Annotated in this window: 16 protein-coding genes; all 16 read right to left on the reverse strand. The window is 46.2% G+C overall.

What is annotated here, in order from left to right:
- Positions 1-29 precede the first annotated feature (29 nt).
- Positions 30-512 (reverse strand): hypothetical protein, encoded by a 483-nt coding sequence (locus tag WC773_01520; protein MFA6082081.1) that lies wholly within the window; start codon positions 510-512, stop codon positions 30-32.
- Between the two features lie 362 nt (positions 513-874).
- Positions 875-1,387: a hypothetical protein gene (locus tag WC773_01525; GenBank protein MFA6082082.1), complete on the reverse strand. Its 513-nt coding sequence runs from the start codon at positions 1,385-1,387 to the stop codon at positions 875-877.
- Positions 1,388-1,520: 133 nt separating this feature from the next.
- Positions 1,521-1,877, reverse strand: coding sequence for a hypothetical protein (locus tag WC773_01530; protein MFA6082083.1), 357 nt, complete (start codon positions 1,875-1,877; stop codon positions 1,521-1,523).
- 745 nt (positions 1,878-2,622) lie between these two features.
- Positions 2,623-3,147: an NYN domain-containing protein gene (locus WC773_01535; protein MFA6082084.1), complete on the reverse strand. Its 525-nt coding sequence runs from the start codon at positions 3,145-3,147 to the stop codon at positions 2,623-2,625.
- Positions 3,144-4,190, reverse strand: a complete 1,047-nt coding sequence (gene obgE, locus WC773_01540) for a GTPase ObgE (protein ID MFA6082085.1) — start codon at positions 4,188-4,190, stop codon at positions 3,144-3,146. The genes WC773_01535 and obgE overlap by 4 nt, the downstream gene beginning before the upstream one ends.
- Positions 4,190-5,284 carry a CHAP domain-containing protein gene (locus tag WC773_01545; GenBank protein MFA6082086.1) on the reverse strand — a complete coding sequence of 365 codons (1,095 nt, stop codon included), beginning with the start codon at positions 5,282-5,284 and terminating at the stop codon, positions 4,190-4,192. The genes obgE and WC773_01545 overlap by 1 nt, the downstream gene beginning before the upstream one ends.
- Positions 5,285-5,426: 142 nt before the next feature.
- A complete protein-coding gene (locus tag WC773_01550) occupies positions 5,427-5,792 on the reverse strand; it encodes a type II toxin-antitoxin system death-on-curing family toxin (protein ID MFA6082087.1) in 366 nt (121 codons plus the stop codon).
- Between the two features lie 61 nt (positions 5,793-5,853).
- On the reverse strand, positions 5,854-5,994 hold the full coding sequence (locus tag WC773_01555; GenBank protein ID MFA6082088.1) for a hypothetical protein: 141 nt from the start codon (positions 5,992-5,994) through the stop codon (positions 5,854-5,856).
- A 255-nt stretch (positions 5,995-6,249) separates the two neighbouring features.
- A complete protein-coding gene (gene infB, locus WC773_01560; protein MFA6082089.1) occupies positions 6,250-7,995 on the reverse strand; it encodes a translation initiation factor IF-2 in 1,746 nt (581 codons plus the stop codon).
- A gap of 42 nt (positions 7,996-8,037) precedes the next feature.
- A complete protein-coding gene (gyrA, locus tag WC773_01565) occupies positions 8,038-10,836 on the reverse strand; it encodes a DNA gyrase subunit A (GenBank protein MFA6082090.1) in 2,799 nt (932 codons plus the stop codon).
- A gap of 10 nt (positions 10,837-10,846) precedes the next feature.
- Positions 10,847-12,826: a DNA topoisomerase (ATP-hydrolyzing) subunit B gene (gene gyrB / locus WC773_01570; protein MFA6082091.1), complete on the reverse strand. Its 1,980-nt coding sequence runs from the start codon at positions 12,824-12,826 to the stop codon at positions 10,847-10,849.
- A 1,146-nt stretch (positions 12,827-13,972) separates the two neighbouring features.
- Entirely contained in the window at positions 13,973-16,126 is a 2,154-nt protein-coding gene (locus tag WC773_01575) for a DUF4012 domain-containing protein (GenBank protein MFA6082092.1), read from the reverse strand.
- A gap of 45 nt (positions 16,127-16,171) precedes the next feature.
- A complete protein-coding gene (locus WC773_01580; GenBank protein ID MFA6082093.1) occupies positions 16,172-16,798 on the reverse strand; it encodes a hypothetical protein in 627 nt (208 codons plus the stop codon).
- 572 nt (positions 16,799-17,370) lie between these two features.
- On the reverse strand, positions 17,371-17,694 hold the full coding sequence (locus tag WC773_01585; protein ID MFA6082094.1) for a hypothetical protein: 324 nt from the start codon (positions 17,692-17,694) through the stop codon (positions 17,371-17,373).
- 244 nt (positions 17,695-17,938) lie between these two features.
- Entirely contained in the window at positions 17,939-19,033 is a 1,095-nt protein-coding gene (locus WC773_01590) for a glycosyltransferase (protein MFA6082095.1), read from the reverse strand.
- 172 nt (positions 19,034-19,205) lie between these two features.
- Positions 19,206-20,663 (reverse strand): sugar transferase, encoded by a 1,458-nt coding sequence (locus WC773_01595; protein MFA6082096.1) that lies wholly within the window; start codon positions 20,661-20,663, stop codon positions 19,206-19,208.
- Positions 20,664-20,690: the final 27 nt, after the last annotated feature.

Here is a 20,690-nt window from a genome sequence, read left to right on the forward strand (position 1 = left end):
GTTACGTGGACATCTCCGTCTACGACGGCCTAGTGCGTCTCCAACGCCGACGCGGGGTCGGTCTGGCCGCCCAGGTTGCCTGTGCCAGGCGCGCCTCCAGCGAAACCAAGCTGATCGGTTGCGACTGGCGGGTCGTCGGGCTCGGGTTCGCCGGTAGGGACCTCGTGGGTCAGACCGAAGATCTCCTCGAGCGTGTCGCCGGTTCCAGGCTCTTTGGGCTTGGGTTCGGGCTCGCCGGTCTCGGGCTCGGCCTTCTTGACGACCTCGTAGCCGAGTGTTCCCAGCGTGAAGGCCAGTGCGTCAATGCCCGACTTGATGCACTCGGGAACCACGCGCTCGGTGGTCCCATCCGCATTGACGATCAGACTGACGCTGCAGCCGGCGCCCTGCATCACCCACAGCCCGATCTGCTTGACCACTTCCTCGGCGGCCTTCGCGTTGCCGAAGTCGCCAACCGGATACTGCGTCTCGGTCACGTCGCCGCACGCCACCTCGGGAATAACGGCGTACACCACACCCCCTACTGCGACGGCCCGAACGACCTGGCGTACGTCAGCCACCAACCTTGGTGCGATCAAGTACGGCATGTGCTTCCTCCCTGTGGAGTAACTCACAGATGTTTGTGAGCCAAGCCTGCTATTGGCTTGGGTTAGACAAGAAATACTTCTTTTCTAACCTAAACCTTAAGTAAAACTATTATTATATTGTTCAGTTTCTAAACTGGATGTATTTTAGTAATTATTTATAGTTTTGTCAATACTTATTTATATTTTATGTGATGGGGTCGATGGTTTTTGCATATTCCAAAGCACGGTAGTAATGAAAACGGCCGGGGCGCGGATGCGCCCCGACCGATTGTCAGGCTTGGTGCCGGCTACATGCCGGCGGAGGCCTCAGCGTGTGAGTTGCCTCTGACGTTCACCTGCATCGTGAACGTCACAACGGTACCGCTGGTGTAGATATACACGTCAGCGGTACTTCCATCCAGGTACGAGTGTACCGCCGGGGTGGTGTACCCCGCGGCTAGCGCAACCCCAGCGCCCATGCATCCAGACGACGCGAATCCGTCATCGGCCTGGATGTTGCCCGAGCACCGACCACTTGCCGTGACATGGAGCGGCATTGGCGTGCCGGTGCCAATCCAGTACCACGTGGTGGTCGATCGGGCCGTGGCCACAGCAGACGACAAGTTTGGGAAGTACCCCTCTGCGTAGAGGGTGTTCCCGCTGACCCAGACGTCAGCGAACTCCTTCGACTGGCTGGTGATGACCAGCCCGCTCGGGACGCATGTCCAGAAACCGGTTGGCAGACCACCGCCAGACGCCTTAGCCGACGGGACAACAATCTGCCCCGTTGCCATCAGAAGTGCTACAACCAGTGGATACATCTACGTCCTCCGTAGGGTTTTTGTACTGCATCCAGGCGTACACGGCATATATTAGCATAAGTTTTTAATTTTGTCAACATTTTTGCAACAAAAAGGGCCGAGGCGCAGATGCGCCCCGGCCATTCGGGCTATGTTAGCTCGCGGTCAGAGTGAACAGGGATGTGCCCTCGGTGAAGTAGGCGGCGTCCGCAATATCCAACATCAGTAGCTGATCGCCACCACCCCTCACAACCACCACCCCCTCGTTCTGTCCTTTGGCTTGATTGGCTACAACGCGGGTTCCGGGCAGAATCACCTTGGCGTCTGCCGGAATAACGACGCCGGTGACGTAGCACCTGACAAACCAAAGGAATTCCAGTAGCCCACCGGGGATGACGCGTTTTGGGATGTGATTCCCATGCACTGCCACCGGAACGCCGAGGTTAACGGGCACGTCGTCCGTGGTGATGAAATGCGTGGACAGATCTGGCACAACTGAGGCGCAAGGCAACGATTCACCAGCTGTCGTAGCTGGCTCCCAGTTGATCCATGACTTGATGTTCGCCTGCGTCGGAGCAAGCCGCTGATCAGCCAGTGCCTGCTCGAACGGCTCGCACAGTCCAATACCCGAACCATTTTCAAGCATCCGCCGGACAAGTCTGGAATACGCGTCCGACCGTAGCAATAGGTCCACGTACACCCCCATCGACACCATCAATACCACCGTACTGGGTAGTTTGACAGCACCATCATCGGATATGCTCAGCTGATTGGGATCCAGCTGATATTGCACGCCCCCGTTATTGCCAAGCACCCGCAGTAACGCGCTGATATCGAACTGGTGCGGGACCCGATGGGTGACGCATCGCACATCACAATCCGGCCGGCGCGTCACATAGCCGGCTGGCGTGTCGCTTAGCCTTATCGCTGGCACCTTGGTTCCTCCGTTGCGCTATCTAAGCGCGGTGTGAATGTACTGCCGCGTACATTAAATCACTTTTTGTCATAAAAGTCCACTAAAATAAAGTAACGGTTCACAACAATATGAGTGTTCTCGTTCGAGGAGTTCGGAAAACGACGAGAACTATCTACAAATTAGTTCTCGCTACGCTCGAACAAGAAAGTCTGTTTGATAACTGTGCACTTTTATAAAATATAATCTGACAAGGGGTTGACAGAATTAAATCATATCTGTTATTATTAGTGCATCACGAGAGAGAAACGAACTGGCAACTACGTGTTGCCTGTAACGCCTCTCATTTTTTGTATTCTAATTTCGCTTTTTCGTTCTCGATAAAGGTTTTGTACGATTGAAATTTCTTTAGTAATGATGATTCCGATTTGCGGTTTGGGATAACTACCCTAAGCAATTTATTTTGATCAATTAGATATTCGTACAGACATCTAAAATCACCATCACTAGAGACAATGACCGCTTTGTCATAATTTGGATATTGCAGCACCGCCGAGTGCAACACTAATTCGGCATCTATATTGCCTTTGGTTTTGCCTAATCTATCGGTGGTGGTGGGCTTGAACACTAATTCGTAGCCAAACGATCTAAGTTGGCTGTATAGTTGCTCGTTGTCTTCAATGTATCCAATGAATAGAAATGCTTTTGAGACCCGGAATTTATTAGAAAGATAAACGCGGAATTTGCGGAAATCCAGATGCCAACCGGTGTAAATCTTTCTACCGCGCTGGTTAATGACGTCTTTGCCCGTGCCTAAGTTTAGATTTTGACTGTCAATGAAGGCGTAGACGATTTGATGATTTTTCATATTTTGATTGCTTTGATTATTTGACGTTTGAGTTCGGTAAGACCTAAGCCGGTGGCGCAAGAGATAAACATAGCGTTTGGCATCTCTTTGGCCAGTTTCTTTTGATCTTTTTCCGGAATTGCATCAATTTTGTTGATGGCCACAATGCGTGGCTTTTTAAGTAAAGTGGAGTTGAATTGCTTGGCCTCGTTTTCGAGAGTTTTTAGGTTTGCTTTAACGTCTGCGTCTGTACCATCTAGAATAAATAATAATAATTTTGTGCGGTTGATGTGACGCAGAAATTCAACTCCAAGACCCTTGCCGCTGGCCGCGCCTTCAATAATTCCGGGGATATCGGCGATAACCAGGTGATTTCCATCAATATCTGCCACCCCAAGATTTGGCTCTAGGGTGGTAAACGGATAGTTGGCAATTTTTGGCCGGGCGTTGGTGGTTACCGATAAAAAGGTAGATTTTCCAGCGTTTGGCAAGCCAACCAGACCAACATCGGCAATTAGTTGCAGCTCTAGGTCTAGATTAAATTGCTGGCCCAACATACCGGTTTTAGCCCAGTGCGGAGCTTGTTTTATACTGGTAGCAAAGTGCGCGTTACCCCAACCGCCACGGCCGCCTTTAGCGATGATTTCGGTTTGACCTTCGGTTAGGATTTCGTATTTTTTAGGAGCGTCATTCACGTGCAGGCGGGATTCTATGTCTTTTATATCTGGATTCCGGATCAAGTCCGGAATGACAGGTCGTGATGCTTCGTCAACAACTGAGATGATTGTGCCGAGGGGAACATGAATAATGCAGTCTTCGCCGTTTTTACCGTGCATCTTTTTACCCATTCCGCCTTGACCGTTCTGTGCCTCGTACATCTTTTTTGATCTAAAATCGCTTAGCGTGTGTAGATCTCGTTTGCCCACAATAACCACGTCTCCCCCATTACCCCCATCACCCCCATCCGGGCCTCCGTTGGGAATATATTTCTCACGCCGAAAAGAGACGGCTCCATCGCCGCCATTACCAGATTGAACGCTAATTTCACATTGATCGATAAACATTAGTAAATAAATCCTTTTAATGGAATTGAATTGATACTGACAGTGCGCGAGCTAATAATGCCAAAGCCTTTGTAGTTTTCCTCACTCACCGTTACTGTACTACCATTTACGCTTTCTACAATAGCCACGTGACCCCAACCACTTTCACCGGTAACCATAATTGCACCGGCTTTGGGGGTTCGGCCGGTGGCGTAACCATCGGCTCTGGCACCCGATAACCACTGCCCCGCGTTGCCCCAGCGGCCAACTGCGCGTCGTGACGCTACGTAGGAGGTACAATATCCACCCGGATAACCACGGTATGATTTATAATCACGTGTACCAACTCGGGTTACACTGGTGGTTTTCTTTTTGGTACTAGAGCTGGAATTACCGGATGCAACCTGTTTTTTGGCGTTGTTGATATCGTTTAGAATAGCAACCCAGTTGGTTGGCCCGCCATCGATGTCTTCAGCTGGGACCGTAATCACATCACCCGGAGATAATTTGGGTAAACCATTTTTCTTTAACTTGGCTTCATCTATGCCGTTTGCGGCAAACAACGAAGCGGTGTGAAGGTTGTTTTTGCCCGCAATGCCAGACCAGGTATCGCCTTGCTGCACGGTGTAGTTAATAGCAAAACCACCGTATTGGCTTTGGTTGTCCGCACTCATGGCCAAAATGGACGCTTGGGCAATGTAATCTTGCTCTTGAATTCCCGCCAATGAGTGTGCTACCTCCGTTGGATCAACGTTTAGCGTTGGGGTGAACTGACCAACATCGGTAATAATAGCGGCGGTAACATCGGGCGAGGTAGGTAAGAATTGATACAAATTGGTTTCAGATGTGGCCGATGAATGGATAAAGTTAGATCCAATAAGCGCGGCGGCCATTAGTGATATGTTGGCTTTGCGATTAAAAACACGTAGCGAATCTAGGTTTATCTTAGATCGATTAATTTGAAACTTGGGCACACGCACAGACGCGATGCCGTAATGATACTTAATTTGATAGCGAAAACTGCTGACAGTACTCCGAATTCGTCGTCGCTTTGTGTCGGCAATGATCTGCAATTTAATGTAGATTTTTTTGAACCAAGCAGTGGCGTTTTTCATTCTGTGTACATTTATGTTAAAGGAAAAATGCATCTATGTCAAACTGACAAACCGGTGTTTGTCATCCCCGCCCCGCTAAGCGGGGCATTGGGACGCTAAGCGTCCCGACGTTCTATTCGGGGATCCAGAAATGAAGGTGGAACTAATTGCTCACAAAATCTGATAAATGGTCAGAAATAGTCAGCGTAATATGCGACAAAACATGGTCATGATCAGTGGGGTTTGATTCAGACACCAAATACGCTAATTCGTATAGATCGGCTGCACTTATGATTAGCCACTTGTCATTGTTGGCCAAAAACACTAGCAATGCCATCACAGCAATTCTTTTGTTACCGTTTTGGAACGGATGGTTTTTGATTAGTGAATAAAACAAAATCGATGCTTGATCCACTAGATTTGGATACAACAGCTTACCACCGAATGATTGTGACGGTTGTCCGAGCGCGGATTCTAACAATGAAACGTCCCGAGTTGAATAATCGGGAATCGGTTGATTGAAAGTCATTAGATCTCTAGCGAGATTAAAACACAAGTATTCGAAATCTTGCGAGTTTATCCAAGCCGTTTCAGACGGCGGCGAGTTTTTTGAATGTTGATTCATACTCTTTTAGACCACGCTTAACCGCTCGATCAATAGTTTTGGCCTTTTTAGGGTTAACTTTTTGATAAGCTTTGACGTCAATGCTTGAAAAAACAACTTTGTTCATAATAGATATATTCTAATGCAATTAACGATCGGTGTCAAACTGACAGGGGATAGAAAATTGATGATGGAGGATAGATTGATCTCGTTCGAGCGAATGCGAGAACTATCCGCTGTCATTCCGGGCTCGACCCGGAATCTATGTAATTCTTTTATAGACTGGATTCCCGCCTTCGCGGGAATGACATTGTAAAAACCCCTAATCAGCTAATAACCCTCCGGGCGTAGCCCTACGGGCGGAGCCTAATAACCTAATAACCTACAGCGTCCGTGTATGGACCTCGGTTACAAAGCTAATTAGTTCGTCTTTGAGCTCAATTTTAAGATCGCCAGGTATCTGCACGCCCGCCTCTTGCCCACTTAACATCTCTTTAACTTCTTCTTTACCCCGGCGTAGTCCTAACACTTTACCTTCACCAATTTGCTCTTTTTTACGCATCACTCTAAATTGCTCACCCATTTTAAGAATGCCATCTTCTACCAATACCCCAATTACTTGAGATTTGGTGTTTCCCTTAAATACGGCGATTACTTTGCAATGCGCGTGATCTATCACCACTTCTTCTGGCGGTAGCAATTTGCTTAAAGCGGTTTTGGCATCTTCAACTAAATCGTAAATGACATCGTATGAAGAAATGTTAACTTTTTCTTTGTCGGCTAATTGACGCATTGAGGCCGAAACCGGCACTCTAAACGCCACCACAATCGATTTGGAAGCACGGCTTTTGGTGATGTCTGATTCAGAGACCGGCCCAACACCTAAGCCAACCAGATTTATTTTGACTTCACTGTTTCCTAGATCTTCTAGCACCGTTTTTACCGCTTCTAGCGAGCCCTGCACATCTGCTTTGACCAAAATTGGCAGCTCTTTGCTCTCCATTTGCTCTTCGGTAACAGATTGATCTAACCCGGATTTGTTAATAGTGTGAACCCGGCCCAGGTTTATAGATGCCGCAAAACGCAATGCGTTGTCTTTAGCCTGTTTTTCGGTATCTACCACTACCATTTGATCACCAAAGTTTGGCAACTGACGCAATCCAGAGATAACCACCGGCTGGCTGGGTAGCGCGTTATCTATTGCCTCGCCATTAAAATCTTGCAACGTTCTAATTTTGCCATAAGTTTTACCCACGGTAATGACATCGCTGTTCTTTAATTGCCCGTTTTGTACTAAAACGGTGGCCATTGGGCCTTTGCCAATCTGCATATGAGATTCAACCACCACCCCGCTGGCGCCACCTTCAAACGACGCTTGGTAGTGTTTCATTTCCGCCACCAGCAAAATCATTTCCAATAATTGGTCAATGCCCATGTTGGTTTTAGCCGAAATTGGCACTACAACCGTTTGGCCACCCCAATCTTCTGGCACTAACTCTAACTCGGCTAATTGCTGTTTAATGCGGTCTGGGTTTGCGCCAGGCTGATCCATTTTAGTGATGGCCACAATAATTGGCACATTGGCTAATTTGGCATGGTCTATTGCTTCGATAGTTTGCGGCTTAACGCCATCGTCTGCGGCAATTACCAAAACCACAATATCGGTAATATTGGCTCCGTGCTGGCGCATGGCGGTAAATGCGGCGTGTCCCGGTGTATCCAAAAAGGTAATTACTTTTTTGTTATGCGTTACTTGGTAGGCCGCAATATGCTGAGTAATGCCACCGGATTCGGAGGCAACTACGTTGGATTTTCTGATTGTGTCTAAAAGCGTGGTTTTGCCATGATCAACATGTCCCATAATGGTAACCACCGGAGGGCGTTCTTTTAGACTTTGCTCATCATTTATAACCGCTTCGGTGTTTAATTTTGATGCCAGTTCGGCGGTAAAACCAAATTCTTCAGAGATAATGGCCGCGGTCTCAAAATCCAAATTCTCGTTAATGGTGGCCATAATGCCGTTTTTCATTAGCATCCCAATGATTTTGGTTACCGGCACATCTAACTTATCGGCTAAATCTTTAACCGGAACAATATTGGGTAAAACTATTGGTTTTTGATCAGACATGGTCTCCTGAATTTAAAATTTAAAATTAAAAATTAAAAATTGTTATTTATTATCTTGTTGGTAATCGTGGATTTTAATTTGTGGCTTTGGTGTTTCGACTTTAATTTTGACTGCCGGCTTTGATTCTTTAATCGGCTTAACGGATTTTGTCACTAGTTTTGATTTAGTCACAGGTTTTTGCGACTTGGTAACCGGTTTAGACTTTTTTGCCGCCGGTTTTGATTTAGCAACAGATTTTTTTGGTGCCGGTTTGGCTTTTGCCTTGGTTGGTTTTTTTGCCAAGGCTTTTTTAGTAGTAGCAGCAGATTTCTTTACCGGGTTTGATTTCTTAACCGGAGATTTGGCGGCTTTAGTTTCTATGGCATCACCGGGCTCATCGTAAATAATTGTAACCGAAGCCACTTTGTCGTCATTTGGCAATTTCATCATCGTTACGCCCTGCGTGTCTCTACCCAATCTCTTAATCGTATTCAATTTGGTGCGCAACACTTGGCCGCGCTGACTAATCATTAATACATCGCCATTATTTGAATTTAACACATACATGCCAATAATATGGCCGGTTCTGTCGGTGCAATTTGCCGCTCGCATCCCAATACCGCCTCGCTGTTGTAGCGTAAAGTGAGACAAAGCAGTGCGTTTGCCAAAGCCATTTTCCAGCACAATTAACAAATCCGGATCTGCATTTACGGTGTTAGAGACTACGTCCATGGCCATCACGCTATCATTGGCGCGCAACTTCATTCCACGCACTCCGGCAGCTGATCGCCCCATTACTCGCACATCGGTCTCATCAAAGTAAATGGCTTGGCCGTTACTGGAAACTTCTATCACCTTGTCCGAACCGGTAGTGGTGCGCACCCAACGTAGCTCATCTGACTTATCTAGATTGATGGCAATTAAACCGGTTTTGCGCACATTGGCGTAGTCGGCAATTTTGGATTTTTTAACCGTGCCCTTAACTGTGGCAAACAGGAAATACTGATAAGATTTCTTTTGCTCGGCGTTCAAGGTAAGCACCGAGGTAACTTTTTCGGTGGATGAAATTTGGATGATGTTTACTAGCGCTTGACCTTTAGCTTGGCGCGAAGACGAAGGAATTTCGTACACTTTGGTCTGAAAAATGCGCCCTTTGTTGGTAAAGAAGAGCAAATCATCGTGCGTAGAGGCAATAATCAGCCGATCAACCTGATCTTCATCTTTGGTGGTCATGCCAATTACCCCTTTTCCACCGCGAATCTGGCTTTGATAGGTAGAGGTAGGCACGCGCTTAATGTAGTTGTCTCGGGTAATGGAAACCACCACTTGCTCGTCTGGAATAAGGTCGGTGGCCACAAATTTGTCTAGCGCATGTGGCACGATAGTGGTTTTGCGGGGATCACCGTATTTTTCTTTAATTTCAGCTAGCTCGGCTTTAATGATGGAGCGAATTTTTTCCGGATGCGCCAATAAATCTTCTAATCTGGCAATTTCTTTCTTCACTGCTTCATATTCATCTTCGATTTTTTGACGTTCCAATGCCGCTAGTTGCGCCAAGCGCATTTCCAAAATGGCATCGGTTTGTAATTCGGACAATTTGAATTTTGCCATCAACTGCACTTTGGCGTCGGCACGATCTTTAGACGCGCGAATGGTGTTAATTACCTCGTCCAAATGATCTAGGGCAATCTTTAAGCCCTCTAAAATATGTAAACGATCTTTGGCTTTGCCCAACTCAAACTCGGTGCGACGGGTTAGCACTTCGACGCGGTGGACAATAAAGAACTCGAGCATTTCTTTGAGGGTCATGGTGCGCGGCTCTAAATTCGGTGTTAGCGCCAGCATGTTCACGTGAAATGCTACTTGCATTTGGGTTAGCTCATACAGTTGGTTCAAAATCTTTTTGGGATAGCCCGAAGTCTTTAATTCAACCACAATGCGCATACCGGTGCGGTCTGATTCATCACGTAAATCTGAAATGCCCTCTATTCGCTTTTCTTTGACTAAATCGGCAATTTTGCTTACCAAAGTGGATTTGTTTACTTGATATGGAATCTGGCTGATGATAATGCGATTTTGACCACGTTTGTCTTCTTCAATTTCGGCAACAGCGCGAATGATAATGCGCCCGCGACCGGTGGAAAATGCGGTTTTAATGTCATCTAGGTTATAAATAATGCCGCCGGTAGGAAAATCTGGACCTTTTATAAACTGCATTAATTCATCAATAGTGGCGTCGCCATTATCTATGAGGTGGATAATACCATCACACAGCTCGGTTAAGTTGTGAGGTGGAATGTTGGTGGCCATACCAACCGCAATACCAACCGAACCGTTAAGTAACAACTGTGGTATTTTAGCCGGTAATACTTTTGGCTCCTGCAAACGACCATCGTAGTTTGGCACCCAATTAACAGTATTTTTGTCAATGTCTTGTAACATTTCGGCGGTAATTTTGGCCATGCGACATTCGGTATAACGCATTGCCGCCGCGCCATCACCATCTACTGAGCCAAAGTTACCTTGACCATCTACCATGGTGTAACGCATCGAAAAATCTTGTGCCATACGCACCACAGTATCGTAAATTGCCAAATCGCCGTGCGGGTGAAAATCTTTCATCACCTGTCCCACCACAGCGGCGGATTTCTGATATCGGGCCGAGGCGGTTAAATTGAGCTTGTGCATGGCGTAAATAACACGGCGATGCACCGGTTTCATGCCGTCGCGAACATCTGGTAAAGCGCGCGCAACAATAACCGACATGGCGTAATCTAGATAGCTTTTCTGCACCTCGTCTTCGACGTGCTGAATTTGTATCCGGCCGATGTTTGAATTTTCAATTTCTGTTTCTTCTGGCATTTCGTTTTCCTTATACGTCTAGGGTAGCTGAGTGGGCGTGGGTTTGGATAAATCGCTTGCGCGGCGGTACTTCATCACCCATTAACATACTAAACAGCTCGTCGGCCTTCATGGCGTCAAATACACTTACTTGTAACAGAATACGGTTGGCGGGATCCATGGTGGTGTCCCATAGTTGCTCGGCGTTCATTTCACCCAAACCTTTGTAGCGCTGTACGATGTATCTGGATGATTTGACTACCGGCGTTTCCGCTTCTTCGCTTAAATCATCTTCCGGCACTACTGAATCGTCTTTAATGTTTAGCTTTTTGAACAGCGCCGCTTTTTCCTCGTCGTTATAGGCGTAATGTTTGTCTTTGCCTTTGGTTACAGCGTAAAGTGGCGGCTGAGCGATATAAACGTAGCCAGCATCAATAATTTCGCGAAAATATCGGAAGAAGAAAGTTAGGAGAAGCGTGCGGATGTGAGCTCCATCTACATCGGCATCTGTCATGATGACAATACGATGATAGCGCACCTTATTGATATCAAACATATCGCCAATGCCGGCCCCAATGGCCACAATTAACGCCTTGATTTCATCTGATGCTAACATGCGGTCTAATCTGGCACGCTCGACGTTTAGAATTTTTCCTTTAAGTGGCAAAATGGCTTGAAAACGACGGTCTCGTCCCATTTTGGCCGAACCACCAGCCGAGTCTCCCTCAACAATAAATATTTCTGATTTGGCGGCTGATTTTTCGGAACAGTCAGCCAATTTACCCGGCAAGGTCATGCCTTCTAGCGCGCCTTTACGAATAACGGTGTCGCGTGCCGCTCTTGCCGCCAAACGCGCCCGTGCCGACAAGGAACATTTTTCGATAATACCCTTGGCTTCGTTTGGATGTTCTTCCATATAATAACCAAGCAGTTCAGTAGTGATGTTTTCTACCACCGCCCGAACATCGGCATTACCCAATTTGGATTTGGTCTGGCCTTCAAATTGCGGCTCTGGTAATTTTACTGATACAACGGCCACCAAGCCCTCGCGCACATCTTCACCGGTCAACGCGCCATCTGCATCTTTTAATAAACCACTTTTCTTGGCGTAATCGTTAATTACCCGAGTTAACGCCGACCGAAAACCGGTTAAGTGTGTGCCACCCTCTACGGTGTGAATGTTGTTGGCAAAGGTGTAAACGTGCTCATTAAAATCATCGCTATAAGTCAGCGCCACCTCTACCATCAAATTGCCGGACTCTTTTTCACCATAAAACGGCGGATCAATAATTGACTGCTTGTTTTGGTTCAAATGACGCACGTAACTGGCAATTCCACCTTCAAAATAAAACGAATACGTCTGCACTTCTTCGGTGCGCTGATCTCGAATGTTTAGTTTGATGCCTTTGGTTAGATACGCTTGCTGGCGTAAGTGATTTACAATAGTTGTCCAGTCAAACTCAATAACTTCAAAAATTTCGGCATCTGGCTTAAAGGTGATGGTAGTACCGGTGCCGGTTGAGGTACCGGACGCCGCGACATCGGCTACCGGTTTGCCACGATGATATTCTTGAGCGTAGATTTTGCCATCCCGAAATACTTCGGCTTTGACCCATTCGGACAAAGCATTAACTACGCTTACACCAACGCCGTGCAATCCACCTGAAACTTTATATCCGCCATCACCAAATTTACCACCGGCGTGCAGAGTGGTTAAAACGGTTTCCAGCGCCGATTTGTGAGTGGTTGGATGAATATCTACCGGAATACCGCGCCCGTTATCTGCTACCGAGACGCTGTTATCGGGATTCATAATGATATCAATTTGATCGCAGAACCCGGCCATCGCTTCGTCGATGGAGTTATCTACCACTTCCCAAATTAGGTGATGCAAGCCTTCAATGCCGGTGCCACCAATGTACATACCCGGACGTTTGCGTACAGGGTCTAAACCCTCTAAAACGGTAATGTTTTTGGCGTCATAGGTATGACCGGTCGCTTCGTTACTCATCAAGTCCTTTTATGTGTTTACTAATTCATTTTACACTAGATTAGAGCCAAATTCAACTTAAACATCTCTTGTCATTCCGGGCTCGACCCGGAATCTATATAAATGAATCACCCGCGCCGGCCATAAGGCTAGCGCGGGTAACTTGACAGTGATCACGCGACGATTTCGCGCTCGAGGACCTGCATTCCGTTGACGCGTCTACAGGGGTTGCACTTCAAGGCAAAGATCAACCCGCACGACGTACACTGGATTGGCCAGACATGCCCACCATATCGAACGGCGTCTCGGGCATCGATCGTGAAGTCACCATGCTCGCAGCAGTAACCATCAGTGGACGAGTCAAGAATAATACGCTTGTCCTTCACGCCAGACTGGTGCACAACGATCTCTCTCAAAGCCATCACCCCCTTCAATGCGAAGAGTAAGTCTCTCTTGTTCACTACGAACAGCTTTTGGCTAACTAGGCGCTGGTGGACATCGCAGAGGTCGAATTCGGCTCAGCGTCCCGCCGGCTTCTGCCGCACTTCTTGCAATACGCGGCCGGGGTGAAGTGATTGGTGCCGTCGAACCGACACGTCCACGAGGTGGCGTCAACAAAAACGCCTGACCGCCTCGCAACAGAGGTTTCGACCAACCTAGCCGACTCGATTCCAACAAGGTATGGTGTGCCCAATCCCGTACTCCTGGAGATTTGATAGCGATATTATAACAGATTATTTGATTTATTAAAAGGGCAACCCTGCAAATCTATCTGACTTACAGGGCTAAACGACATCCAGGTTGTCCCAATCTACAAAGCGCACCATAGCGCTTCTAAGCACAAAGCCACACCAACCGCACCGAATCTTGCTCCCTCCTCGTTTCTTGCGGACATGACCGCAATGGCAACATACGTGCTGCAAATCTTCTGGTTGGATGAAATCCTCAACCAGAACGACGTCAACGCACAGTTCGTCCATAATCCGACCTCCAATAGGCGTTGTCATTTCGACCCTGCGAGCGTTGTCGAGCTGTTGGCTTCCTGCCCTCTTAGGGCGTAAGCCCGGAGGGAGAAATCTCAAAATGAATTTTGAAGAGATTCTTTCTCAGATTTCTCCACCGTGGTCGAGTTGCGACTCTCCCCGAGTCGAAATGACAGTTTTTACACTATTTTAGCACCATCGCCGTTTGCCAATTGGTTTTGGTGTAAAGTTCAAAGTTAGTCTGAATGTTTTGGAAAGTTAGACCATTAGCATTTACCAAATTCAGTTTTAATTTATCGCCAATGGTACCGGGCTGTTTTACATAGCTGAACTGCGCCGTATTTACTCCATTTTTATCTTTCACTATCGGCATTTCGTATTCAAATTTGGTTACAGTGGTGGCTTTGACCGCCGTGGTTACCCACAAGCCAAACGTCTGATAATTATCAAATTTCTGGGTGGTCGTGCCCTCGTTCGGCGCCACTCCTTCAACCCCGTTTGTTTCACTCTTAACAAGCGTAGCGTTATCCGGCACCACTAACCGCAAATAGTTGTGATTATCGGTATCGGGCCACACGCCATTGCCGGTGTGGGTTCGAGTGATTTCAACTGAGTGCAAAATAGTATTGTGGCTGGTTGGTTTAATGGTTACCGCCACGGTCTGATTAATATTAAGACTACTCTTTAACCCGCCTAAATTGGCGTTATTTACCATCAGAAAATCATCATTTTTTGGCAGTGGATTTATGAGCGATAATTGAGCTTTTGTATCTTTATTAGTGATAAAAAGAGGATCAAATAACAAATGTTTCTCCATTGCCGCATCGTAAAATACTTGGGCAATTTTACCCGGATCAGTAGACATTTGTTTAAACATGGATTGCAGCAAAATTGGCACCATATCTGCTAATATCGATTTTGGCTCGTTGGCCTGTTTGTTGGCGCTATTTTGCCAGTAGTCTTTTTCCACCGCTTGCGTGGTTACCGCGTTAAAGTTGTCTTTGTTCACCGTAATGTTATCTTTTGGAATAGTAACCGAACCCACCACGTCTAGCATTGACGAAATTAAGCTAGTGTCTATGGCCAGCACGCCATCAACATTAATGCCGGTTTCTTGGTTGTAAAACCACGCCACTTGCTTGGCAGCGGTGTCAAAATCTACCGACCAGTTGGAATCACGCATCAACCAGTCTTTAGTCATCAATCCAATTTGCGCCGGCGGATCGATGTGATACATTTTGGCATAAGTGTTATCTAATTTGTAAATGTTGGTTTCGACCGCAAAACTGTTGATATTGCCGTTTTTGATCGACATAGTGGCAAAAGAGCCCAAAAATCCGCCGCTCGGACGCAATTCGGAGTTGTTTTGAAATAGCACCAGATATTTTTTAGTATTATCTTTGCCCAACAGCAACGGCAGTTCGGTTAGTAAGTTATTTAATGATTTGGCTTGATGCAACAACGTTGGCAGCTGTTCTACCAACTGTAAACGCGTTTTTTCCAGTGTTGGTTCAGTGGATGGAGTTTTGGCATACAAATCTACCTGAGACTGAGCATCGGTTAGCAACTCGACAATTTTTTGCGATTGCTGAATATTGTTATTATTTGACTCCATTATGCCACTTAACACCACACTAACTTTAGACATTGGATTACTTTCGGTACTGGCATTAGTTTCATTATTGATCTTGGCCGCGTTACTGATGTTTTCGGCTATCGTCATCAAAATTGACCCGGACCGTGTAATATCGGTCGCCGCAACCAGTAACCCCGAGGCAGTGTAAATTTGATCATGCTGAGCGAATAATGAGGTAATTTCTGAGCCCTGGCCGGCTTCAAATATCACCAATTTTGCTTGCTCAAATTGACTGGTGGCACGATCAAAATGCACTCCAGCTTCTTTGAATTGTTGCTGTTTTACCAACTCTTCGGCTAATTTTAGCTCGGCAATGCCAGATTTAGCTCTGTCTGAAATGTTGGCCTGAGCGCTGCCAACCAAAGCCGAAACCGGCAAAATGTTCATAAATAAGATAGATAGCGCAACCAAAAATGACGTAAATGCGTATATTTTACGAGTGGCAATTTGACGTTTTTTGCTTTTTAATCGAGTTGAATGCCTGGCGATGTTTTCCGGATAACCCCTGAATTTAACCAATGATGGTTGTTTTTCGTTGTACCACTCTAACCGATCTTGAGAATGGTCTGGAGCAGCGTTTTTAACCGACAATACATCGTGACGTTGGCTAGCGGCAAAAACGCGATGCACCGGAATCTCCACGGGGGCAGCTACCACCGTGCGACGTATCGGTTTAATATCACTTAGACGCTTCCCCTCCATTAGTGCCTATCCTTTTACCCAATTGGTCAAATTAGTTAAATGGGATTAATTGGAATCTTTTTTAAGATAAGTACCCAGCATTGCCAGGAAGGTGGTTAAAACCAATCCAATCACAACCGCTAAGGTAATATCTAGTGCCCAAAACGGCTGCACTTTAACACTCACCGGGCCGGAAGCACGTAAAACATACTTTTCGTCAGTTTTGGCGGCATTAGTCTCGTCGGTTAAGCCTTGCAAAACCGTGTTGGCAGAGTTGAGCAACTTTTCGGATTGAACCGAATCGGTTGATCGCAGGGTGATGTCCACAGTGGCTGGCTGAAACTGTTTAACCGTAAATAATTTGCCTAATTGAGTTGATGAGCGTAAATCTGGCAAATCAACATCGGCGTTGGCATAAATACTCTTAACAACGCTTGGTGAAATCATCCAGTTACCAACAGTTTGTGCAAACAAACCACCAGCTTGCTGAGCGTAATATCCATCATACAGATAGTATGGGGTGGTTTTTTGATCAATGATTGAAACACGGTCAATGGTTAGAGTTAACGAGGTGTCGTATCTGGTTTTTCCGGTAGCAATGAATAGCGCGGTTATAAGCACCACAAGCAGTGTACCAAAGATGATTAATTTCTTGGCGCGACCAAATATTTTGATGTAATCTATTAGTTCCATTTTTATCCTTTCGTAAGTTAAATACTCTATTTCATTTATACCATCATCGCGCCACAATAGCAAAAGGAAACCGCCCGGGTGGCGAACCACCAAGGCGGACAGGCACCGGTCTAGTAGACCCGGGAGAACAACGGCTCGATAACTGCGACATACTCGCCAATAGGCAAAGCTCGAGGCATTACGGATCCCTTCAGCAACTGGGCAATGTTGTACACGATGCCCTCGATTTCCTCGCGGCCAAACTCCGACGCAACGTCTGAGGGTTCGACAACCAGAGTAAGTCGCACATCTTTTCGACCAAATACCGGTTCTACCCTCTCGACGGCAAATGTCCGACAGGAAACATCCGCAATGTACCTCAATAACTCATCCGACGGAGTCCATTGATGCTCTCCGTCATCGTACCCAGACACTAATACTCGCATCAATGTCTCCCATGAACCATGATGGCATTAAGATACTATTTTAGAACATCTTTGTCCAGATCAAGTCAGAATAACAATTAATAAAGGAAACCGCCCGGGTGGCGAACCACCAAGGCGGAGTGAACCAGGAAGAACGTTGCCGAAGTCCTAGGAGAATGTCGCTGAGAACATCTTTGCGGTGGTTGCCACATCGATGGTGGTATAGGGCGAGAATTGCTTGGTGTAGTCTTGCACCAGCTCTCCAACACGCTTGATCTGCAGATCGACGTTTTGAAGACTACCCAGCTCATCCCACATGTCCGGATTAATGATCCCGAACACATTTACGCTACCACCTGCTGGTGTCTCGCCGTAGCAGATACCGCCTATCACCACTGAATCGACCAGCGAACACGTGCGCAAAATGGTCTGCACAAGATCACCGACGCCGTCTTGGCGTTCGCTGGGAATTCCATCAATGACTACGATCATAGTAGCCCTCCGGCACAGCATGATGGCATTAAGATACTATTTTAGAACATCTTTGTCCAGTTTTGTTTATGTGAATTTAATAATTATTATATTTGTCATCCCCGCCCCGCTAAGCGGGGCAAAGGAACGCTTAGCGTCCCGACGTCCGTAATCCGTTTGCAGACGATGGCCTCCGGCTCTACGAGCCGATAGGCTCGGAGAGAGGACACTATTCGGGGATCCAGTAAAAAATCCATTGTTACCCTTAGTTATGCGAGACCAAAGCTAAGATCTTTTCTTTGAATTTGTCTTCCGAGAACTGCATAGCGCGAAGATGGCAATCCTCTGGCTTAAACTTAGACGAATCAAACGTTTTTAGCTGATCTGCCAGGTTTTCCGCGTCGAGTGAGTCAATTAGAATACCGGTGTGTGGCGTGACGATTTCTGCCGCTCCACCAGCGTTTCGGGCGATTACCGGACATCCGGCCGCCAGCGCTTCTACCATAGTAATGCCAAAATCCTCGGTTTGCGGGGCTAAAAACGCCTTAGCTTGGTACAACCAGTCGTCACGAACTTGATCTGAAACCCGTCCTAAGAATTTGACCGTTGGCCCGGCTAATTCCTGAAGTCGCTCGCTGTCGTTACCATCACCGATAATCACCAATTTAGTTTGACTCAAATTGGCTGCTTTTATTGCTAAATCAACGTCTTTATGCGGTTCGAGGCGCGAAACGATCACAAAAGCGTCTTTAGTGTCACGTTTTTTGATATCAAATCGATCAACGTCTACCGGCGGATTTATTACGGTGCTCGGTTTATGATAAAACTTGGTAATGCGATCTTGGGTGGTTTTTGAGTTTGCAATAATCACATCTGGCCGCGATGAAGCAATCACATCCCATCGACGCAGGCGATGCAGCATAAGCGGCACCAACCCTTTTAACGCGCCGGCAAATCGCCCGCGTTCAATATGGCTTTTGATATCAAACCATAAAAATCGGGTGGGGGTGTGCATGTAGCAAATATGTTTCGTATTGGGCTGAGTAATTACGCCTTTGATGAAGCTAGATGAATCTGAAATTACCACGTCAAATTCAGATAGATCAAAACTTTCCACCGCTCGCGGCATTTCGGCGCGATAGTAGTTAATAAGTTTCTGAATTGCGGGGCGTTTTTGCAGATATGAGGTGCGAATATCCCAATCTTTATACACGCCGTGAGTACTTTTTTCGTCGTACAGTAATGTAAACACCGGCGCACTTGGAAAAAGCTGATGCAGACTGATCAACACCTTTTCCGCCCCACCATTCTTGATGAGGTAGTCGTGAGCTAGAGCGATTTTAGGATTATTGGTGTTCATTTAGTTTATATCCAATTGTATTACCTGTCATTTCGACCCCTCGAGCGTTGTCGAGAGGTTGGAGAAATCTCGAAAAAAAACTGGGAGGGATTCTTTCTTAAGATTTCTCCACCGTGGTCGTGTTGACACACTTCCCGAGTCGAAATGACAGATACTGACATTTACCTAGCAATCAACACCCGCTTCTATCTTTAAATATGATCATCCATGGGGTTTTGATGATGATGGCAATATCCGCCCACAAGCTCCAATGCTCGATGTAATAAGTGTCTAAACGCACTTCTTCTTCAAAAGACAAATCGGAGCTACCGGAAATTTGCGCCATACCGGTCATCCCCGGTTTTATAGCTAGCACTTTACGGTGATGTTTCTGGTAATTGGCAATTTCTTTTGCCAAGTGCGGACGCGGCCCAACTAGGCTCATTTTGCCAAACAGCACATTCACTAGCTGAGGAATTTCATCTATTCTACTGGCCCGTAAAAATCGACCGAGTGGTGTTACTCTAGGATCATGTTTCATCTTAAACAACGGACCATCGCCACGCTCATTAGACTGTTGGCGTAGTTTATCCTCTAGTTTCTCGGCGTTTTTCACCATCGATCTAAATTTATACATCTTAAACGGTTTACCGCGTGAAATGCGATCATGCGAGAAAAATATTGGCCCCAAATCTTGAAGCTTAACCAAAATTGCCGTAACCAAAATTACCGGCGATAAAATGATTAACAACAGCAAAGAGCCTACAATGTCCATTGCGCGCTTGAAAATCTTGCCCCAACCATCAAGAGGTGTGCGGCGCAGCGCTAACAGTGGTACCCCACCAATGTTTTCGGCTTGAACGTTACTAGATAGCACCTCAAATAAGTTTGGAGCAAAAATAAAATCAAGCCTAAGCTCGTTGGTTCGGTCTATTACATCAATCATTAATTCATCATCCAAATCTGGATCGGCTTGAATGATGATATCGGGCTTAAGTTTAGCTATGGCATCATCAATATCTGCCAGCGTGCCAACGCATTTCATTTCAATATGATGATCGGTGTTGCTGACGGTTTTAAGTACGCCAATCACTTTTAAACCGCGGCTTTTTTCACGCGATGTAGTGTCGATAATTGTCTTTGCCACTTTGGTATTGCCAATTAGCAAAACTCGTTTTTGCCCAATCCCTTCTTCTAAAAGCAAATTGAGTAAGAAACGATAAACCAGCCGAACGCCAAATGTAACGATGATTGAGGCGATCCAAAAATAAACAATGGTCAAAAGAGAGATGTTATTTGACCAAGTGAACCAGTTTTCGTAGCGGTTTTCGATAAAAGGCGTACGTCCAAACAGCACCACCATCAGCATAATCATAATGGTGGTAGAGGTAGCTGAAACTACTCGAATTAGTTGTTGGCCGCTCTTACGAGTTTCAGAAAGGATATACAAACGGTGAAAGGCGTAAAAAAAGATCAGTATCGGCAGATACCAAATTAGAAAATGATAATTATTTATTTGCACCCGAGTTTGATCAAGCGGCAAAATGTCTAAAGTAGTACGCAGATTTTTGGCTACCAAGATGCTTAAAAAAACAGCCACAAAATCGAGCACAGGCAAGAGAGCGGTAAACCATAATTCAAGTTTTTTCATATAAAGATATATTACCACTTTTAGCGC

This window comes from Patescibacteria group bacterium (assembly GCA_041660565.1).
In the GTDB taxonomy this organism is placed as follows: Bacteria; Patescibacteriota; UBA1384; order CAJBMM01; family CAJBMM01; genus JBAZWC01.